Annotated in this window: 20 protein-coding genes; 1 reads left to right on the forward strand and 19 read right to left on the reverse strand. The window is 71.2% G+C overall.

Going from position 1 to position 15,797, the window contains the following annotated elements; translation table 11 throughout:
* Positions 1-42 precede the first annotated feature (42 nt).
* Positions 43-648 (forward strand): cob(I)yrinic acid a,c-diamide adenosyltransferase, encoded by a 606-nt coding sequence (locus O4J56_RS07305; RefSeq protein ID WP_270684569.1) that lies wholly within the window; start codon positions 43-45, stop codon positions 646-648.
* A gap of 4 nt (positions 649-652) precedes the next feature.
* Here the strand turns inward: O4J56_RS07305 and O4J56_RS07310 are convergent, their stop codons facing one another.
* The 19 genes from O4J56_RS07310 to O4J56_RS07400 all read right to left on the reverse strand — a co-directional run bounded on the left by O4J56_RS07310 (position 653) and on the right by O4J56_RS07400 (position 15,758).
* The gene (locus O4J56_RS07310) at positions 653-952 is read right to left on the reverse strand and encodes an MTH1187 family thiamine-binding protein (RefSeq protein ID WP_270684570.1); all 300 of its coding nucleotides are present in this window, start codon (positions 950-952) and stop codon (positions 653-655) included.
* 20 nt (positions 953-972) lie between these two features.
* Positions 973-1,440, reverse strand: coding sequence for a DUF2550 domain-containing protein (locus tag O4J56_RS07315; RefSeq protein WP_270684572.1), 468 nt, complete (start codon positions 1,438-1,440; stop codon positions 973-975).
* A gap of 22 nt (positions 1,441-1,462) precedes the next feature.
* The gene (locus O4J56_RS07320) at positions 1,463-1,873 is read right to left on the reverse strand and encodes a F0F1 ATP synthase subunit epsilon (protein ID WP_270684573.1); all 411 of its coding nucleotides are present in this window, start codon (positions 1,871-1,873) and stop codon (positions 1,463-1,465) included.
* A gap of 95 nt (positions 1,874-1,968) precedes the next feature.
* Positions 1,969-3,414, reverse strand: coding sequence for a F0F1 ATP synthase subunit beta (gene atpD, locus O4J56_RS07325; protein ID WP_270684574.1), 1,446 nt, complete (start codon positions 3,412-3,414; stop codon positions 1,969-1,971).
* A gap of 9 nt (positions 3,415-3,423) precedes the next feature.
* The gene (locus O4J56_RS07330) at positions 3,424-4,335 is read right to left on the reverse strand and encodes a F0F1 ATP synthase subunit gamma (RefSeq protein ID WP_270684575.1); all 912 of its coding nucleotides are present in this window, start codon (positions 4,333-4,335) and stop codon (positions 3,424-3,426) included.
* Positions 4,336-4,338: 3 nt separating this feature from the next.
* On the reverse strand, positions 4,339-5,979 hold the full coding sequence (gene atpA, locus O4J56_RS07335; RefSeq protein WP_270684576.1) for a F0F1 ATP synthase subunit alpha: 1,641 nt from the start codon (positions 5,977-5,979) through the stop codon (positions 4,339-4,341).
* Positions 5,980-6,055: 76 nt separating this feature from the next.
* On the reverse strand, positions 6,056-6,862 hold the full coding sequence (locus O4J56_RS07340) for a F0F1 ATP synthase subunit delta (protein WP_270684577.1): 807 nt from the start codon (positions 6,860-6,862) through the stop codon (positions 6,056-6,058).
* Positions 6,862-7,404 (reverse strand): F0F1 ATP synthase subunit B, encoded by a 543-nt coding sequence (locus O4J56_RS07345; protein ID WP_270684578.1) that lies wholly within the window; start codon positions 7,402-7,404, stop codon positions 6,862-6,864. Before O4J56_RS07345 ends, O4J56_RS07340 begins: the two co-directional genes overlap by 1 nt.
* 41 nt (positions 7,405-7,445) lie before the next feature.
* On the reverse strand, positions 7,446-7,661 hold the full coding sequence (gene atpE / locus O4J56_RS07350; RefSeq protein WP_017593576.1) for an ATP synthase F0 subunit C: 216 nt from the start codon (positions 7,659-7,661) through the stop codon (positions 7,446-7,448).
* A gap of 115 nt (positions 7,662-7,776) precedes the next feature.
* Positions 7,777-8,619 (reverse strand): F0F1 ATP synthase subunit A, encoded by an 843-nt coding sequence (atpB, locus tag O4J56_RS07355; RefSeq protein WP_270684629.1) that lies wholly within the window; start codon positions 8,617-8,619, stop codon positions 7,777-7,779.
* 108 nt (positions 8,620-8,727) lie between these two features.
* Positions 8,728-8,946: a hypothetical protein gene (locus O4J56_RS07360; RefSeq protein ID WP_270684579.1), complete on the reverse strand. Its 219-nt coding sequence runs from the start codon at positions 8,944-8,946 to the stop codon at positions 8,728-8,730.
* 63 nt (positions 8,947-9,009) lie between these two features.
* Positions 9,010-9,465: a hypothetical protein gene (locus O4J56_RS07365; protein WP_270684580.1), complete on the reverse strand. Its 456-nt coding sequence runs from the start codon at positions 9,463-9,465 to the stop codon at positions 9,010-9,012.
* 231 nt (positions 9,466-9,696) lie between these two features.
* The gene (locus O4J56_RS07370) at positions 9,697-10,842 is read right to left on the reverse strand and encodes a glycosyltransferase family 4 protein (RefSeq protein WP_270684581.1); all 1,146 of its coding nucleotides are present in this window, start codon (positions 10,840-10,842) and stop codon (positions 9,697-9,699) included.
* A 77-nt stretch (positions 10,843-10,919) separates the two neighbouring features.
* On the reverse strand, positions 10,920-11,666 hold the full coding sequence (locus O4J56_RS07375) for an L-threonylcarbamoyladenylate synthase (RefSeq protein ID WP_270684582.1): 747 nt from the start codon (positions 11,664-11,666) through the stop codon (positions 10,920-10,922).
* Positions 11,667-11,696: 30 nt separating this feature from the next.
* Positions 11,697-12,554 carry a peptide chain release factor N(5)-glutamine methyltransferase gene (gene prmC / locus O4J56_RS07380; protein ID WP_270684584.1) on the reverse strand — a complete coding sequence of 286 codons (858 nt, stop codon included), beginning with the start codon at positions 12,552-12,554 and terminating at the stop codon, positions 11,697-11,699.
* On the reverse strand, positions 12,551-13,618 hold the full coding sequence (prfA, locus tag O4J56_RS07385) for a peptide chain release factor 1 (protein ID WP_270684586.1): 1,068 nt from the start codon (positions 13,616-13,618) through the stop codon (positions 12,551-12,553). Before prfA ends, prmC begins: the two co-directional genes overlap by 4 nt.
* 91 nt (positions 13,619-13,709) lie before the next feature.
* Complete coding sequence (rpmE, locus tag O4J56_RS07390) at positions 13,710-13,919, reverse strand: 50S ribosomal protein L31 (RefSeq protein WP_270684587.1); 210 nt, start codon at positions 13,917-13,919, stop codon at positions 13,710-13,712.
* Between the two features lie 195 nt (positions 13,920-14,114).
* On the reverse strand, positions 14,115-15,386 hold the full coding sequence (locus O4J56_RS07395; protein ID WP_270684589.1) for a serine hydrolase domain-containing protein: 1,272 nt from the start codon (positions 15,384-15,386) through the stop codon (positions 14,115-14,117).
* Positions 15,387-15,449: 63 nt separating this feature from the next.
* Positions 15,450-15,758, reverse strand: coding sequence for an L-lactate permease (locus tag O4J56_RS07400; RefSeq protein ID WP_408639094.1), 309 nt, complete (start codon positions 15,756-15,758; stop codon positions 15,450-15,452).
* Positions 15,759-15,797 lie beyond the last annotated feature (39 nt).

Raw genomic sequence — 15,797 nt, forward strand, 5'->3', positions numbered from 1 at the left:
TGCCGAACGGTTACCCGACGCGACGCGCCCTAGGGTGGTCCCATGACGAAGAAGGACACCGACAAGCCGGTCGTGCTCTCCACCATCTACACCCGCGGCGGCGACGGCGGGCAGACCCGCCTGAGCGACATGAGCCGCGCCCGCAAGACCGACAGCCGCATCGCGGCCTACGCCGACGTCGAGGAGGCCAACGCGGCCATCGGGACGGCGCTGGCGCTGGGAGAGGTGCCCGAGGACGTGCGCGCGCTGCTGGGGCGCGTCCAGAACGAGATGTTCGACCTGGGGGCGGACCTGTCCACCCCGGTCGTGGAGGACCCCGGGTTCCCCCCGCTGCGCGTCGAGCAGGCCTACATCGACCGCCTCGAAGAGGCCTGCGACGCCTACAACGCCGGGCTGCCGACGCTGCGCAGCTTCATCCGGCCCGGGGGCGCCCCCGCCGTGGCGCTGATGCACACGGCGCGCGTGGTGGCCCGCCGGGCCGAGCGCTCGGCCTGGGCGGCGGTCGAGGAGCACGGGACCGGCGAGGGCGGGGTCAACCCGCTCGCCGCGCGCTACCTCAACCGCCTGTCCGACCTTCTGTTCGTGCTCTGCCGGCACCTGGGCCGCGACGGCGGCGAGGTGCTGTGGAAGCCGGGCGGGGAGCGCTGAGCGGCTACTCCCCTCGGGCGAGCTCCTGCTCGACCGCCTCCACCTTGGACGTGAGGCCGTCGGTGACGCCGTCCCGGATGTCGGCCTTCAGGGTCAGGCTCACCCGGGACGCCCCCTGGCCGGCGGCCTCCACGGCCCGCCGGACCACGTCCATCACCTCGTCCCACTCGCCCTCGACGGTGGTGAACATGGCGTCGGTGCGGTTGGGCAGCCCGCTCTCGCGCACCACCCGCACGGCGCGGGCGACCGCGGGGGCGACCGACTCCCCTTCGCCCATGGGGCTCACTGAGAATGCGACGATCATGCCCTCACCCTAACCGGGGGCTAGTCCTCCCAATGGGGGCCGGGGGGCATGGATTCCAGCCAGGACAGGAAGCCCGTGAGCGCGGCGGTGCCCATCGCCAGTTCGTACCCGGGCGTGTCGGGGTCGGCGCCGTCGGGCCCGGTCCAGCCGAGCTGCACCACGGTCATGTCGCCGGTCAGCTCGGCGAGGTCGCCGGCGTCCGGGGCGCGCCTGCCGACGACGACGAGGCCGCGGCGCGGCAGCGTGGCTGCCGGCCGCGGCCAGAGGGACAGGACCCGGTACCAGTGGAGCGCGGAGCTCCCGTACCGGCCCAGCCCGATGCGCCAGGGACCGCCCCCGTAGGGGCGCAGATAGCATTCGACGGCGCCGCCCCGCCGCTCCAGCGCGTAGCGGCGCACGGCCAGCGCGGCGATACCGGCCAGCGCGAGGGCGAGCAGGACGAGGAAGGACCACTCGGCGATGTGCACCCCGGTCAGCCGCTCCCCCACTGCGCGCCCCGCCTCTCCGTGCCTAGGCCGCGTCCCCGCCGGCGGCGGCCAGGCGGCTGCGCGCCCGCGCGGCCCGGTCCTGGGCCTCGGTGTCCTCGGGGGACACGCCCTCGGCCTCGACCTCGCTCAGGGCCCGCTTGGCGCGTTCGACGTCCACTTCCTCGGCCAGCTCGGCGACCTCGGCGAGGATGGAGATCCGGTCGTCGTCGGTCACCGACATGAAGCCGCCGTGCACGGCCGCCCGCACCTCGCCGGTCTCCCGGCCGCCGAGCACCCGCACCACCGACCCGGAGGCCAGCATCGCCAGCACCGGGGTGTGGCCCGGCTGCACGCCGAACTCGCCGTCGACCGTCTTGGCGATGACCATGTCGCCCTCGCCCGCCCACAGCTCGCGCTCGGGCGAGACGATCTCGACGAAAAGCTTCTTCGACACTGCCACAAACTCCTTCGTCCGCGGGCGGATCCGCGCCGGGCGGGCTCCCCTCGGCGGGGAGCCCGCCCGGCGGCGGGCGCCTCAGCGCTGCGGCGCTAGCCCTGCAGCGCCTTGGCCTTCTCGACGGCCATCTCGATGTTGCCGACGTCGAGGAAGGCCTGCTCGGGCAGGTGGTCGTACTCGCCGTCGCACAGGGCCTTGAAGGAGGCGATGGTCTCCTCCAGCGGCACGAACACGCCCGGGTTGCCGGTGAACTTCTCGGCCACGAACATGTTCTGCGACAGGAAGCGCTCCAGGCGCCGTGCCCGGTTGACGATGATCTTGTCCTCCTCGGACAGCTCGTCGATACCGAGGATGGCGATCTGGTCCTGCAGGTCGTTGTTGCGCTGCAGGATCTCCTTGACCCGCTGGGCCACGTCGTAGTGCTCCTGGCCCACGTACTGCGGGTCGAGGATGCGCGAGGTGGAGGCCAGCGGGTCCACCGCCGGGTAGATGCCCTTCTGCGAGATCGGGCGGGAGAGCTCGGTCGTCGCGTCCAGGTGGGCGAAGGTGGTCGCCGGCGCCGGGTCGGTGTAGTCGTCCGCGGGCACGTAGATCGCCTGCATCGAGGTGATCGAGTGGCCGCGGGTGGAGGTGATGCGCTCCTGCAGCTGGCCCATCTCGTCGGCCAGGTTGGGCTGGTAGCCCACGGCCGAGGGCATGCGGCCCAGCAGGGTGGAGACCTCCTGGCCGGCCTGGGTGAAGCGGAAGATGTTGTCGATGAACAGCAGCACGTCCTGCTTCTGCACATCGCGGAAGTACTCCGCCATGGTCAGCGCCGACAGGGCGACCCGCAGACGGGTGCCCGGGGGCTCGTCCATCTGGCCGAAGACGAGCGCGGTGTCCTGGAGGACCTCCATCTCGTCCATCTCCAGGAACAGGTCGGTGCCCTCACGGGTGCGCTCGCCGACGCCGGCGAACACCGACACACCGCCGAAGTTGCGGGCGATACGGGTGATCATCTCCTGGATGAGCACCGTCTTGCCCACACCGGCGCCGCCGAACAGGCCGATCTTGCCGCCCCGCACGTAGGGGGTCAGCAGGTCGATGACCTTGATGCCGGTGACCATCATCTCGGTCTTGGACTCGAGCTGGTCGAAGTCGGGCGCCTTGCGGTGGATCGGCCAGCGCTCGGTGACCTTCAGGTCCGCGGTCGGCACGTCCAGGGGCTGGCCCAGGGTGTTGAACACGTGGCCCTTGACGACGTCGCCCACCGGCACGCTGATCGGCTCGCCGGTGTCGCGCACCTCGGCGCCGCGGACCATGCCGTCCTGCGGGGCCAGGGAGACGCAGCGGACCAGGTTGTCACCCAGGTGCTGGGCGACCTCCAGGGTCACCGTGCGCTCCTCGCCGCCGACGACCACGTCGGTCTTCAGGGCGTTGTAGATGTCCGGCAGGGAGCCGACGGGGAACTCCACGTCGACGACCGGGCCGGTGACGCGGGCGATCCGCCCCGTGGCCCGCCCCGCCTCGGCGGCGGTCCCTTCAACTGTCGCAGTCACTTTCCTTACTCACTCCCCGCTGGCTGCGGCGAGGGCGTCGGCACCGCCGACGATCTCGCTGATCTCGTTCGTGATCTCCGCCTGGCGGGCCTGGTTGGCCTGGCGGGTCAGGGTCTTGACAAGCTCCTCGGCGTTGTCGGTGGCCGCCTTCATGGCGTTGCGGCGCGAGGCCCACTGGGAGGCCGCCGACTCGAGGAGGGCGAAATAGATCCGGTTCGTCACGTACTGCGGCAGGAGCTGGTCGAGCGCCTCCTCGGCGGAGGGCTCGAACTCGTACAGCGGGAGCGCGCCCCCGTTCTGCTTCTCCAGCTCCTCCGGGCCGACCTCCTCCAGCTCCAGCGGCAGCGCCCGGCGTGCGGACGCCTGCTGGGTGAGCATGGAGACGAACTCGGTGGAGACGATGTGGATCTCGTCCACGCCGCCCTCGGCGCTGTCCTGGATGAAGCGGTCCATCAGGACCTCGCCGATCTCCTTGGCGTGCGCGTAGGCGGGCCGCTCGGTGATGCCCTCCCAGGACCGTTCGAGGGGCCGGTCGCGGAAGCTGTAGTAGGCCACGCCCTTGCGGCCGACCATGTAGGTGACGACCTCCTTGCCCTGCTCGGTGAGCAGGGCGGTGAGGGACTCCGCCTCCTTGATGGCGTTGGCCGAGTACGCGCCCGCCAGCCCCTTGTCGCTGGTGACGACCAGCACCGCCGACCGGACCGGGTTCTGGGACTCGGTGAGCAGCGCGTGGTCGCTGACGCGTCCGGCGACGGCCGAGACCGCCCGGGTGATCTCCTGGGCGTAGGGGCGCGCCGCGTCGACCGCCCGCTGCGCCTTGGAGATGCGGGTGGTGGCGATCAGCTCCATCGCCTGGGTGATCTTCGCCGTCGACTTGGTGGCGCGGATCCTCCGGCGGTAGATGCGAAGCTGTGCTCCCATCGGCTACTTCCCGGAGCTCTTGGCGACCTTGACGGACTCCTGGCCGACCTCGTCCTCGTCCAGCGCCTCGGCCTCCTCGGAGCCGAGGATCGAGCCGGAGGAGGTCTGGAAGGTCTGCTTGAAGGCGGTGACCGCCTCCTTGAGCGCCGCCTCGGTCTCCTCGGGGAACTTGCCGCTCTCGCGGATGCCGTCGAGGATCCCGGCGTGCTCGCGGGCCAGGTAGTCGAGGAGGTCCGCCTCGAAGCGGCGCACGTCCTCGACCGGGACGTCGTCGATCTGGCCGGTGGTGCCCGCCCAGATGGAGACGACCTCGCGCTCCATCGCCAGCGGCTCGTACTGGCCCTGCTTGAGCAGCTCCATCAGGCGCTGCCCGCGCTCCAGCTGCTGCTTGGAGACGGCGTCCAGGTCCGAGCCGAACGCGGCGAAGGCCTCCAGCTCGCGGAACTGGGCCAGGCCCAGGCGGAGCGAGCCGCTGACCGACTTCATCGCCTTGGTCTGCGCGGCGCCGCCCACACGGGAGACGGACACGCCGACGTTGATGGCGGGGCGCTGGCCCTGGTTGAACAGGTCCGACTCCAGGAAGACCTGGCCGTCGGTGATCGAGATGACGTTGGTGGGGATGTAGGCCGACACGTCGTTGGCCTTGGTCTCGATGATCGGCAGGCCGGTCATCGAGCCCGCGCCCATCTCGTCGGAGAGCTTGGCGCACCGCTCCAGCAGGCGGGAGTGCAGGTAGAACACGTCGCCCGGGTAGGCCTCGCGGCCCGGCGGGCGGCGCAGCAGCAGGGACACGGCGCGGTAGGCCTCGGCCTGCTTGGTCAGGTCGTCGAAGACGATCAGGACGTGCTTGCCCTCGTACATCCAGTGCTGGCCGATGGCCGAGCCGGTGTAGGGGGCGATGTACTTGAAGCCGGCCGGGTCGGAGGCGGGCGCGGCGACGATGGTGGTGTACTCCATCGCCCCGGCCTCCTCCAGGGCGCCCTTCACGCCGGCGATGGTCGAGCCCTTCTGCCCCACCGCGACGTAGATGCAGCGCACCTGCTTGTCCGGGTCGCCGGACTCCCAGTTGGCCTTCTGGTTGATGATGGTGTCGATGCAGACCGCGGTCTTGCCGGTCTGCCGGTCGCCGATGACCAGCTGGCGCTGGCCGCGGCCGACGGGGGTCATCGAGTCGATGGCCTTGATCCCGGTCTGCATCGGCTCGCCGACCGGCTGCCGCTGCATCACGGTGGGGGCCTGCAGCTCAAGTTCACGGCGCTCGGTGGTCGCGATCTCGCCCTGGCCGTCGATGGGGCGGCCCATGGGGTCGACGACGCGGCCCAGGAAGGCGTCGCCCACCGGGACCGAGAGGACCTGGCCGGTGCGGCGCACCGTCTGGCCCTCCTCGATGCCGGTGAAGTCGCCCAGGACGATGGCGCCGATCTCGCCGATCTCCAGGTTCAGGGCAAGGCCCAGGGTGCCGTCCTCGAATTCGAGCAGCTCGTTCGCCATCGCCGAGGGAAGGCCACCGACACGGGCGGTCCCGTCACCCGCACTGGTGACGGTACCGACCTCCTCGCGCGCGGCGGCGTCGGGCTCGTACGACTGGACGAAGCGCTGCAGCGCGTTCCGGATTTCCTCCGGCCGGATCGTCAGCTCCGCCATCTCAGGTATGTCCTTGCTCTCGTATGGCGCCGCGTTGCCCGGCGCCGTGCGTCTTGCGTTGCGTGTATCCGTCGTGTCAGCCGGCCAGGCGGCGGCGGACCTCCGCGAGCCGCCCGGCGACGCTGCCGTCGATGACCTCGTCGCCGACCCGGATGGACAGGCCTCCGACGAGCTCGGGGACGACCTCGATGTTCAGGTGGATGTCCCGGCCGTAGGTGCGGGTGAGCACCGCCTGCAGCCGTTCCTGCTGGCCCCGGCTCAGCGGCGACGCCGTGCGCACCACGGCGATGAACCGCTGCGCGCGCTCGGCGACGACCTGGCCGAAGTACTCCAGGCCCTGTTCCAGGGTACGGCCGCGGGGGCGGGTGACCGACTCGGTGATCAGGGACAGCGAGGGGGCGCTGACCTTGCCCGAGAGCAGGTTCTCCACCAGGCTCCGCTTGTGCTCGGCGGCCACGCCCTCACGGGTGAGGGCGGCCCGCAGCTCCGGCTGGGCCGCGACGATGCGCTCGAACCGGAAGAGCTCGTCCTCCAGTTCGTCGAGCCGGGTGCCCTCGGCGCCGGCGGCGGTCGCGTAGACCGCCATCCGCTCGGCGGCGTCGACCATGTCGCGCGGGCGGGACCACTTGGCCCGGACGATGTCGCCGACCACCAGGACCGTGGACGGCGACACCTTGGACTCCAGCAGCCCGCCGATCAGCTCCGACTTGGCGTCGGCGCCGACGGCCTGGTCGGCCAGCATCCGCCGCAGCGAGTGCTCGCCCTCGAAGAGGGACACGACCTCGAAGAGCTCGTGCCCCAGCGTGGCGGCGTTGGCGGAGGGGAGGATGGCGTCCAGGCGCCGGGTCACCTCTTCCAGGGAGGTGCGGCTGATCCCACGCATCAGCGCACCTCGGCCCGGTCGCTGTCGCCGGCGCCCTGCTCCAGCTCCTCCAGGAACCGGTCCACGACGCGGGACTGCAGCCCGTCGTCGTTCAGCGACTCGCCCACGATGCGCGAGGCGAGATCGGTGGACAGCGTCCCGATCTCATTGCGCAGCTGGGCGAACGCGTGCTGCCGGTCGGCCTCGATCTGCTGGTGCGCCGCCTCGATGATGCGGCGGGACTCGGCCTGGGCCTCCTCCCGCGCCTCCGCGATGATGGCGGCGCGCTGCTCCTTGGCCTTCTCCAGCTCGGCGGCGTACTGGCGGTGCGCCTCGTCGAGCTTCTCCCGGTACTGCTGGCGGATCTCCTCCGCCTCCGCCTCGGCCTTCTTCGCACGCTCGATGCCACCCTCGATCTGGTTGGCACGCTCGTCCAGAGCCGAGGTCAGCTTGGGCCACATCTTGTAGACGATGCCCAAGATGATGAGGAAGGCGATGGAGCCGAAGACGAACTCATCCCAGTGGATGCGCAGGATGTTCTCTTCCGCAGCCAATTCGATCATGGCTGGCATCTCCTTCGAAGTCGCGTTCGTTTACGGGCTGCTTAGCCGGCCTGGATGAACGCGAGAACGAAACCGAGGATGGCCAGCGCCTCGACGACCGCGAAACCGAAGATCATCTGGCCCTGCAGGATGCCGCGGGCCTCGGGCTGGCGGGCGATGGCCTGCACGCCCATGCCGAAGATGAGGCCGACGCCGATGCCGGGGCCGATGGCGGCGAGACCGTAACCGATGGTCGCGAGGCTACCGGTGATTTCCATTCTGATTTCCTCTTTACTCAGACACGCCGACGGGCATTTCGTGCCGTCGAACTGACGTTGATTACCGGACTGGGGTCGTAAAGCGCGCGCACGGGGCGGGCCGCCGGGGGCGGTCCTAGTGCGCACCCTCCATGGCCTCACCGAGGTAAATGGAGGACAGCAGGACGAACACATAGGCCTGGACGGCCATGATGAAGAGCTCGAAGGCGGTGAACGCCAGGAACCCGATCAGCGCGATGGCCGAGAAGCCCGTGGAGAGCAGGCCGAGCCCGATGTTGGGGGCGCCGAAGAGGTTGAACATGTACCAGCCGCCGGCGGCGAAGACCGCGAGCAGCAGGTGGCCGGCGAACATGGTCGCGAAGAGCCGGATCATGTGCGTGGCCGGGCGGATGACGAAGTTCGAGAGGGCCTCGATCGGCACCACGACCGGGAGGATCCACGCGGGCACGCCGCCGGGGACCAGACGGGCCTTGAAGTGGGCCCCGACCCCGTGCCTGCGGATGCCCACGGCGTTCCACAGCACGAAGACGAAGACCGCCAGCACGGCGGGGAAGGCCAGGTTGGAGGTCACCGGCAGCTGCAGGCCCGGGATGAGCCCCATCACGTTCATCGAGAAGATGAACAGGAACAGGGTCACCATCAGGGGGAGGAACTTGTCCCCCTCCTTGCCCATGGTGTTGCGGGTGATCTGGTCCCGGATGAACCCGACGAACAGCTCGGCCATGCTCTGGCCGCGGCCCGGCACCACCTTGGAGTTGCGGGTGGTGAAGTACCAGAACCCGGCGGAGATCAGCAGCGCGACCACCAGCACCAGCGTGTACTTGGTGATGCCGGAGGCGTAGGGCAGACCGAAGTCGAGCCAAGGGGTGGGGAAGAAGAGGTCCGTGCCGGGAGCTTCGAAGCCGCACCCGAAGTCGTTGAAGAGGTGGCAGCCCTCCTCGGAGGCGGCGCTGTACATAACGTCAGCACTCACGGCGAACCCTTTCGTCGTGACGCAACTCAATCCTCGATTTATAGGGCCCTGCCGCGCCGCTCTCGGGGAGCCGCCGGCTACCGGGCTGGACGTTCAGGACCGGACGTACTGGGTGATGATCAGGTAGATCCCCCCGACCAGTCCCAGCAGCAGGCCGATGGGCAGGAACAGCGTGTCGAACCCGAGGGCCCGATCCGCTCCCCAGCCGATGAGGCCCCAGAAGGCCAGGCCTCCCAGCAGATACGAGAGGACCGTGCCGGCGTTGGCGCGTGGGGGCTCGGCGCCGTCCCTCGCGTCTGTACGCTCGTTCATCTCGTCGCTCCGGAAGATAGCAGGAGGTGATAACCGTTCGCACATCCCCCTGCCGGAAGGGGCTCACCGGCCCCCCTCGACCGGTTCGGCCTGCTCGGCCTCCGCCGGTTCGTCCTCGGACTCGGCGTCGGGGACCACCGTGGGCTGCTTGACCCGCCTGCTCGCCCACGCCTGCCCGCCGAGCCAGCAGATGACGCAGGCCAGCGCGGTGAAGGCGAAGGCGGTGTGGTCGAAGGCCGTGGACCCGCCGAAGAGCACCAGGACGACCGCCAGAACACCGACCTTGGTGGTGTAGACCAGGAATGCGACCGGCAGCATGAGCTGCGGGTTCTTCTCGCCCGTGCGGGCGATGACCCAGGCCGACACCGCGAAGGCGCCCACGACGAGGAGGGTGCCGTACAGGGCGCCGAGGAGTCCGTGGACGCCCGCCGCCGCCGTGGCGGCGGCCATGCCGGTCAGACCGGCGGCGGCCGTGGGAATCGCGGCGCCGCGGAGGATCCGGGCGTCGTGTTCCTGCATGTGCGGAGCTCCGGGATGTTCAGTGGGGTGCTTGCTCGTGAAAGCTATCACAAGGTTTTCTGCCCCCGTCGCCTGGGACCTTTACCGGGACCTTACCGTCGCCCGAGTTGTCCGGTTCCGGGGGAGGACTCCAGAGTAAGCGCTGCTCCGGAATGCTCCGCACCGCCCCCCTGTCCCGGCCCCGCCGGCCCGGTGTCCCAGGAGTTCACAGAACCGACCACCGCCGGTGGGTCAGCGTTGGGCGGCCCCCGCGGCGCGCCTGCGGCGCAGCCGGGGCAGGGTGATCAGTCCCACGGCGCAGGCGGCTACCAATGTGGTCACGGCCAGCACGGTGACCGGCGAGCTCAGCACCGACAGCGACACCGAGGCGAAGGCGATGATCGCCGCCCACAGGTACATCAGCAGCACGGCGCGCTTGTGCGAGTGGCCCAGCTCCAGCAGCCGGTGGTGCAGGTGCTTCTTGTCCGGGGCGAACGGCGACTTGCCCGCCAGGGTGCGCCGCACCACCGCCAGCACCAGGTCGGCCAGCGGCAGCGCCAGCACCAGCAGCGGCAGCAGCACCGGCAGGAAGGCGGCCAGCGAGTGGATGCCGCCCAGTCCCCCGGCCTCGGGGGCGGCCTGGCTCTCGGGCAGGAACAGCCCGGTCACCGAGATGGTGATGGAGGCCAGCAGCAGCCCCAGCAGCATCGACCCGGTGTCGCCCATGAACACCCGGGCCGGGTTGAAGTTGTGCAGCAGGAACCCCACGCACACCCCGACCAGGATGATGGCGATCATCGCGGGGTAGGACTGGCGGTCGAAGCCGCGGTCCACGGCGGCCACGTAGTAGTAGGCGAAGAACGCCAGCGACGAGATGGCGACGATGCCGGCGGCCAGGCCGTCCAGCCCGTCGGCGAAGTTGACCGCGTTGATGGTGACCAGCACCAGCAGCACCGACAGCACCGCGCCCAGCCAGGGGCCCAGGGAGAGCTGCATGCCGGGCAGGGGCAGCCAGAGCAGCTGCACGCCCTGGGAGACGAGGATGCCCGCGGCGGCGGTCTGCCCGGCCAGCTTGGGTACTGGGCCCATCCCCCACCGGTCGTCGATGATCCCGATCACGGTGATCAGCCCGCCGCTGAGCAGCAGCCCGGCCCAGATCTTGGCGGTGTCGGTGCGGAAGACCTCCTGCAGGTGCGGCAGCTGCGCCGAGATCAGCAGCGCCGCGGCGAACCCGCCGTAGATCGCGATGCCGCCCATCCGCGGGATCGGCTCGGTGTGCACGTCGCGGTCGCGCACCGGGGGCACGGCCCCGACCGCGATCGCCGCCCTGCGCACGAAGGGGGTCAGCAGATAGGTGACCGCCAGGGCGATGACGAAAGTGAGCGCGTACTCACGCACGGCGTGACCGGAGGCCTTTCACGGAGCTGGCTGGCTGGAACGGCTTGCGGGTGTGCACGAACCTAGCACCCCCGGGGTCACGGTGCGGACGCCTCGCCCGGCTCCGCCCCCTCGTCCCGTGCCCCGGGGCCGGGCCCGGGCTCCGGTTCGGGCTCCGGTTCGGGCCTGCGCCGCGGCTTGGCCTCCCCGATCACCGTGCCGCACACCGCGCGCAGCTTCTCGATCGGGACGGCGCCCAGGCGCAGCACCCGCGGCACCGCGTAGGTCAGGTCCACGATGGTGGAGGGCACCGCCTCGGCGCAGGGGCCGCCGTCCAGGTACACCGCCACGCTCTCGCCGAGCTGGGCCTGGGCCTCGGCGGCGGTGGTCGCCGCGGGCTCGCCGGAGACGTTGGCGCTGCTGACCGCCATCGGGCCGGTCTCCTTGAGCAGCTCCAGGGCGACCGGGTGCATCGGCATCCGCACCGCGACCGTGCCCTTGGTGTCGCCCAGGTCCCAGGACAGGCTGGGGGTGGCCGTGCACACGACGGTCAGCGGCCCGGGCCAGAACTCCTCGATCAGGTCCTGGCCGTGCCCGCCCAGGTCGTCGATGAGGGCGTGGGCGGCGCGCACCGACCCCACCAGCACCGGCGGCGGCATGTCCCGCCCGCGCCCCTTGGCCTCCAGCAGCCCGGCGACCGCGGCGGGGCTGAAGGCGTCGGCGCCGATCCCGTAGACGGTGTCGGTGGGCAGCACCACCCGCTCGCCCCGGCGGACGGTCGAGGCGGCGTCGGCGACCCCGTCCTTGCGCTCGGACTCCTGCGCGCAGTCGTAGCGGCGGCTCATCGGTCCCCTTCTCCCAGCGTCCTCGGGTGGTCAGTCGTCGGCGCGGCGCATGGCGACGAACCGGTCCCGGCGGGCCAGGTCCTTGCGGTTGCGCACGTCGCGCCATCCCCGCTCCTCGGGGAAGAGCGGGGGGATGTCGATGCCCTGTCCGTCGCCGTGCTCGATGGCCATGGCGCCGCCGGGGCGCAGCAGGCGGCGGCCGACCGCCTCCAGGTCGCGGATGAGGTCCAGCCCGTCGGCGCCGGCCCACAGGGCGGGGGCGGGGTCGTGGTCGCGGACCTCGGGCGGGACGGTGTCGGCCTGGCCGGTGGGCACGTAGGGGGGGTTGCTCACCACCATGTCGGCCCGGCCGTCCAGCTCGCCCAGGGCGGTGCGCATGTCGCCGTGGTGGGCGGTGACCCGCTCGGCGTGGCCGGTGGCGCCGATGTTGCGCCGGGCCCACTCCAGCGCCGCGGGGTCGAGCTCGACCGCGTGCACCCGCGAGCGCGGCACCTCCTGGGCGATGGAGATGGCGATGGCGCCCGAGCCGGTGCCCAGGTCGACCACGACGGGGTCGGCCACGTCCATGGCGCGCAGCGTCTCGATCGCCCAGTCGACCATGATCTCGGTCTCGGGGCGGGGGGTGAACACCCCGGGGCCCACCGCCAGCTCCAGGTAGCGGAAGTAGGCGCGGCCGGTGATGTGCTGCAGCGGCTCGCGGGCGGCGCGGCGGGCGACGCACTCCCAGTACAGGGCGTCGAAGTCGGAGTCGGCCACCTGGTGGAGCTCTCCTCGACGAACGCCGTGCACGAACGCCGCGAGCTCCTCGGCGTCGGTGCGGGGCGAGTCGACGCCCGCCTCGGCCAGCCTCAGCGTGGCGCGCGCGACTTCGTCGAGCAGGAAGTTCATGACTGGGCCTGCTCCAGCCTCTCGGTGGTGTCGGCGTCGATGAGGGCCTGCAGCACGCCGTCCAGCTCGCCGTCGAGGACCTGGTCGAGGTTGTAGGCCTTGTAGCCGACCCGGTGGTCGGAGATGCGGTTCTCCGGGAAATTGTAGGTGCGCACCCGCTCGGAGCGGTCCACGGTGCGGACCTGGCTCTTGCGCTCGGCGGCGGCCTCGGCGTCGGCGCTGGCCTGGGCCTCGGCGAACAGGCGGGCGCGCAGGATGCGCATGGCCTGCTCCTTGTTCTGCAGCTGGCTCTTCTCGTTCTGGCAGGAGACGACGATGCCGCTGGGCAGGTGGGTGATGCGCACGGCCGAGTCGGTGGTGTTGACGCTCTGCCCGCCCGGGCCCGAGGACCGGTACACGTCGATGCGCAGGTCGTTCTCGTTGACCTCGACCTCGATCTCCTCGGCCTCGGGCACCACGAGCACCCCGGCGGCCGAGGTGTGGATGCGGCCCTGGGACTCGGTGACCGGGACGCGCTGGACGCGGTGCACGCCGCCCTCGAACTTCAGGCGGGGCCACACGCCCTCGCCGGGCTCGGGGGTGCCCTTGTTCTTGAAGGCGATGGTGATGTCCTTGTACCCGCCCAGGTCCGAGGCGGTGGAGTCGATCACCTCGGTCCTCCAGCCGCGCTGCTCGGCGTAGCGCAGGTACATGCGGACCAGGTCGCCGGCGAACAGCGCGGACTCCTCGCCGCCCTCCCCGGCCTTGACCTCCAGGATGACGTTCTTGTCGTCGGCGGGGTCGCGCGGGACGAGCAGCACGCGCAGGCGCTCGGTGAGGCGCTCGCGCTCGGCCTCCAGGCGCTCGGCCTCCTCGGCGAAGGAGCGGTCCTCGGCGGCGAGCTCGTGGGCCGCCTCCAGGTCGCTCTCCACCTGCTGCAGCTCGCGGTAGGCGGCGATGACGGGGGTGAGCTGGGAGTACCGCTTGCCCAGGGAGCGCGCGCGGCCCGGGTCGGCGTGCACGTCGGGGTCGGCGAGCTGCTGCTCCAGTTCGTAGTACTCGCCGAGGAGGTCGTCCAGCTTCACGTGTCGTCAGTCCCCATCGATAGCGCGGTCGGGTCTCAAGGCGCGGCGCCGGGACGCGCCGTCGCACGTCCCGGCGCCGCTGCGGCTGGCGCTACTTGCGCTTGCCGAAGCGCTTCTCGAAGCGGGCGACCCGGCCGCCGGTGTCCATGATCTTCTGCTTGCCCGTGTAGAACGGGTGGCAGGCGGAGCAGATGTCGGCGCGGATGGCGCCGTCGGTCTTGGTGCTGCGGGTGGTGAAGCTGTTCCCGCAGGTGCAGGTCACCTGGGTGACGACGTACTCGGGGTGGATATCGGCCTTCACTGGGTCTCCTCGCTGTGTGCGGTCGCCGGACGCGCGCCGTGGAAGGAACGCTGGACACGGGTGCAGAGGTCTGCGGCGCGCGGGAACCGGTACCGCCTCTCGGTCTCTCATGCGGACCTGGCGTGCCCCTGCCCTGGGCAGAGGGGTTCCTTCCCCTACCAGTCTGCCAGAGAGTGCAACAAGAACCGACCGGGACTACTTCCCGCCGTCCTTGCCGCGGCCGGTGCCGGTGACGTCCTCGCTGGGGTAGTCGCCGGGGGTGGGCGAGGGGGACGGCTCGGAGGGGGCGCCCTCGGGGCACATGGCCATCTCGATCATGGCCCAGGCGGGCGGGTCGGGGTCCTCGCGGTAGCGGGCCTGGAAGACGGTCAGGTCGCGGTCCTCGGAGTGCACGGTCCAGGTGCGGTGGCCCGGGATGTTGCCGGGGTGCATCCACACCTGCGTCCCGCAGGACAGGGTGTAGGAGCGTGGACCCAGGGCGTATCCGTAGTCGCCGGTGTTGTAGGCCTGGACGGTGAGCATCTCCTCGAGCATGTCCTCGCCGAGCACCTCGCCGTCGAGCAGCGCGCGCCAGTAGGTGTTGATGTCGCTCACGGTGGAGACGACCTGCGCGGTGCCGTACCAGCGGGAGGTGTCGAAGGCGGTGACGTCCTCGGCGGTGCGCCCGCCGGCGCCGTCGGAGACCCAGGCGTAGCCGTGCATGGACGGGGCGGGCACACCGGTGTCGGTGGGGATGGAGGTGTCGGCCAGTTCCAGGGGGTCCAGGATGCGCGCCCGGACCTCGTCGCGGTAGGGGTTGCCGGTGACGGCCTCGATGACCAGGGCGGCCAGGACGTAGTTGGTGTTGGAGTACTCCACGTCGGTGCCGGGGGCGAACACCGGGTCGTGCTCGTTGGCGATCTCCACCAGCTCTTCGGGGCGCCAGGACCGCCCGGGGTCGCTGCGCACGCTCGGCATGGCCTTGTTGTAGCTGTACAGCCCGCTGGTGTGGCTGAGCACCATGCGCAGGGTGATCCGGTCGCCGCCGTCGACCAGGCCGGGCAGCAGGTCCTCCATGGTGTCGTCGAGGCGGATCCTCTCCTCCTCGACGAGCTGGAGCACGGTGGCGGCGACGAACGGCTTGGAGATGCTGGCCACGCGGAAGTGCGCCTGCGGGTCGACGGGGTCCTTGGAGGCCAGGTCGGCCACGCCGGCCACGCCGGTCCAGGAGTCGCTGCCGCCCTCGTTGTGCTCGACGTACTCGGCGACGGCGCCGCTGGCCGACCCCCCGGCCACGGTCTCGTTCAGCGCGCGCTGGAGGGCCAGCCGGCGCTCGTCGCTGATGCGCGGCGGGTCGGGGGGCGGGGACGAGGCCTCCGGCGCCGGGGCGTGGGCGTCAGAGCTCCACGGGGAGGCGACGAGCACGCCCCCGGCGGCCAGTGCGACCGCGCACACTCCCGCAGCGGCGGCCCATCTCTTCTTCTCCATCGGGTGGCATGGAAGCACGGAACCGGGGTTTTGGCGAACCGCCGGGCGGGTAAGGATCCGGGGTTATCCCCCGCCCCCCGCGGCCGCGCGCGCCGCCGCCTCGGCCCGGTCCCGGCGGCGCAGCAGGACCACCACCGCGGCCAGCGCGAGCAGCAGCGCCGCCAGTTGGACGGCACCGGCGTTCACCCCCGCCCCGTAGGCGAAGAGGTAGGCCAGCGCGCCCGACGCGAGCAGATAGTACGTGAGCGGGATCACGCTCTGGCGGATGAGATCGCCCTCCCGCCCGGCCAGGCCGACGACCGCGGACGCGGCGACGACGTTGTGCACGGTGACCATGTTCCCGGCGGCGCCGCCGACCGCCTGCGCGGCCACCACGGTGGAGGGGGAGGCGCCGATCTGCTCGGCGGTGGA

The organism is Nocardiopsis endophytica (assembly GCF_027706725.1).
Classification (GTDB): domain Bacteria; phylum Actinomycetota; class Actinomycetes; order Streptosporangiales; family Streptosporangiaceae; genus Nocardiopsis_A; species Nocardiopsis_A endophytica.

Excerpts from the sequence above, each read along its gene's own strand:
- O4J56_RS07340 (WP_270684577.1), bottom strand. The coding sequence starts at position 6,862 with ATGCGTGGGATCAGCCGCACCTCCCTGGAAGAGGTGACCCGGCGCCTG.
- O4J56_RS07365 (WP_270684580.1), bottom strand. The coding sequence starts at position 9,465 with ATGCAGGAACACGACGCCCGGATCCTCCGCGGCGCCGCGATTCCCACG.
- O4J56_RS07345 (WP_270684578.1), bottom strand. The coding sequence starts at position 7,404 with ATGATCGAATTGGCTGCGGAAGAGAACATCCTGCGCATCCACTGGGAT.
- O4J56_RS07305 (WP_270684569.1), top strand. The coding sequence starts at position 43 with ATGACGAAGAAGGACACCGACAAGCCGGTCGTGCTCTCCACCATCTAC.
- O4J56_RS07375 (WP_270684582.1), bottom strand. The coding sequence starts at position 11,666 with ATGAGCCGCCGCTACGACTGCGCGCAGGAGTCCGAGCGCAAGGACGGG.
- O4J56_RS07395 (WP_270684589.1), bottom strand. The coding sequence starts at position 15,386 with ATGGAGAAGAAGAGATGGGCCGCCGCTGCGGGAGTGTGCGCGGTCGCA.
- O4J56_RS07330 (WP_270684575.1), bottom strand. The coding sequence starts at position 4,335 with ATGGGAGCACAGCTTCGCATCTACCGCCGGAGGATCCGCGCCACCAAG.
- atpB (WP_270684629.1), bottom strand. The coding sequence starts at position 8,619 with ATGTACAGCGCCGCCTCCGAGGAGGGCTGCCACCTCTTCAACGACTTC.
- prmC (WP_270684584.1), bottom strand. The coding sequence starts at position 12,554 with ATGAACTTCCTGCTCGACGAAGTCGCGCGCGCCACGCTGAGGCTGGCC.
- O4J56_RS07360 (WP_270684579.1), bottom strand. The coding sequence starts at position 8,946 with ATGAACGAGCGTACAGACGCGAGGGACGGCGCCGAGCCCCCACGCGCC.
- O4J56_RS07310 (WP_270684570.1), bottom strand. The coding sequence starts at position 952 with ATGATCGTCGCATTCTCAGTGAGCCCCATGGGCGAAGGGGAGTCGGTC.
- atpA (WP_270684576.1), bottom strand. The coding sequence starts at position 5,979 with ATGGCGGAGCTGACGATCCGGCCGGAGGAAATCCGGAACGCGCTGCAG.
- atpE (WP_017593576.1), bottom strand. The coding sequence starts at position 7,661 with ATGGAAATCACCGGTAGCCTCGCGACCATCGGTTACGGTCTCGCCGCC.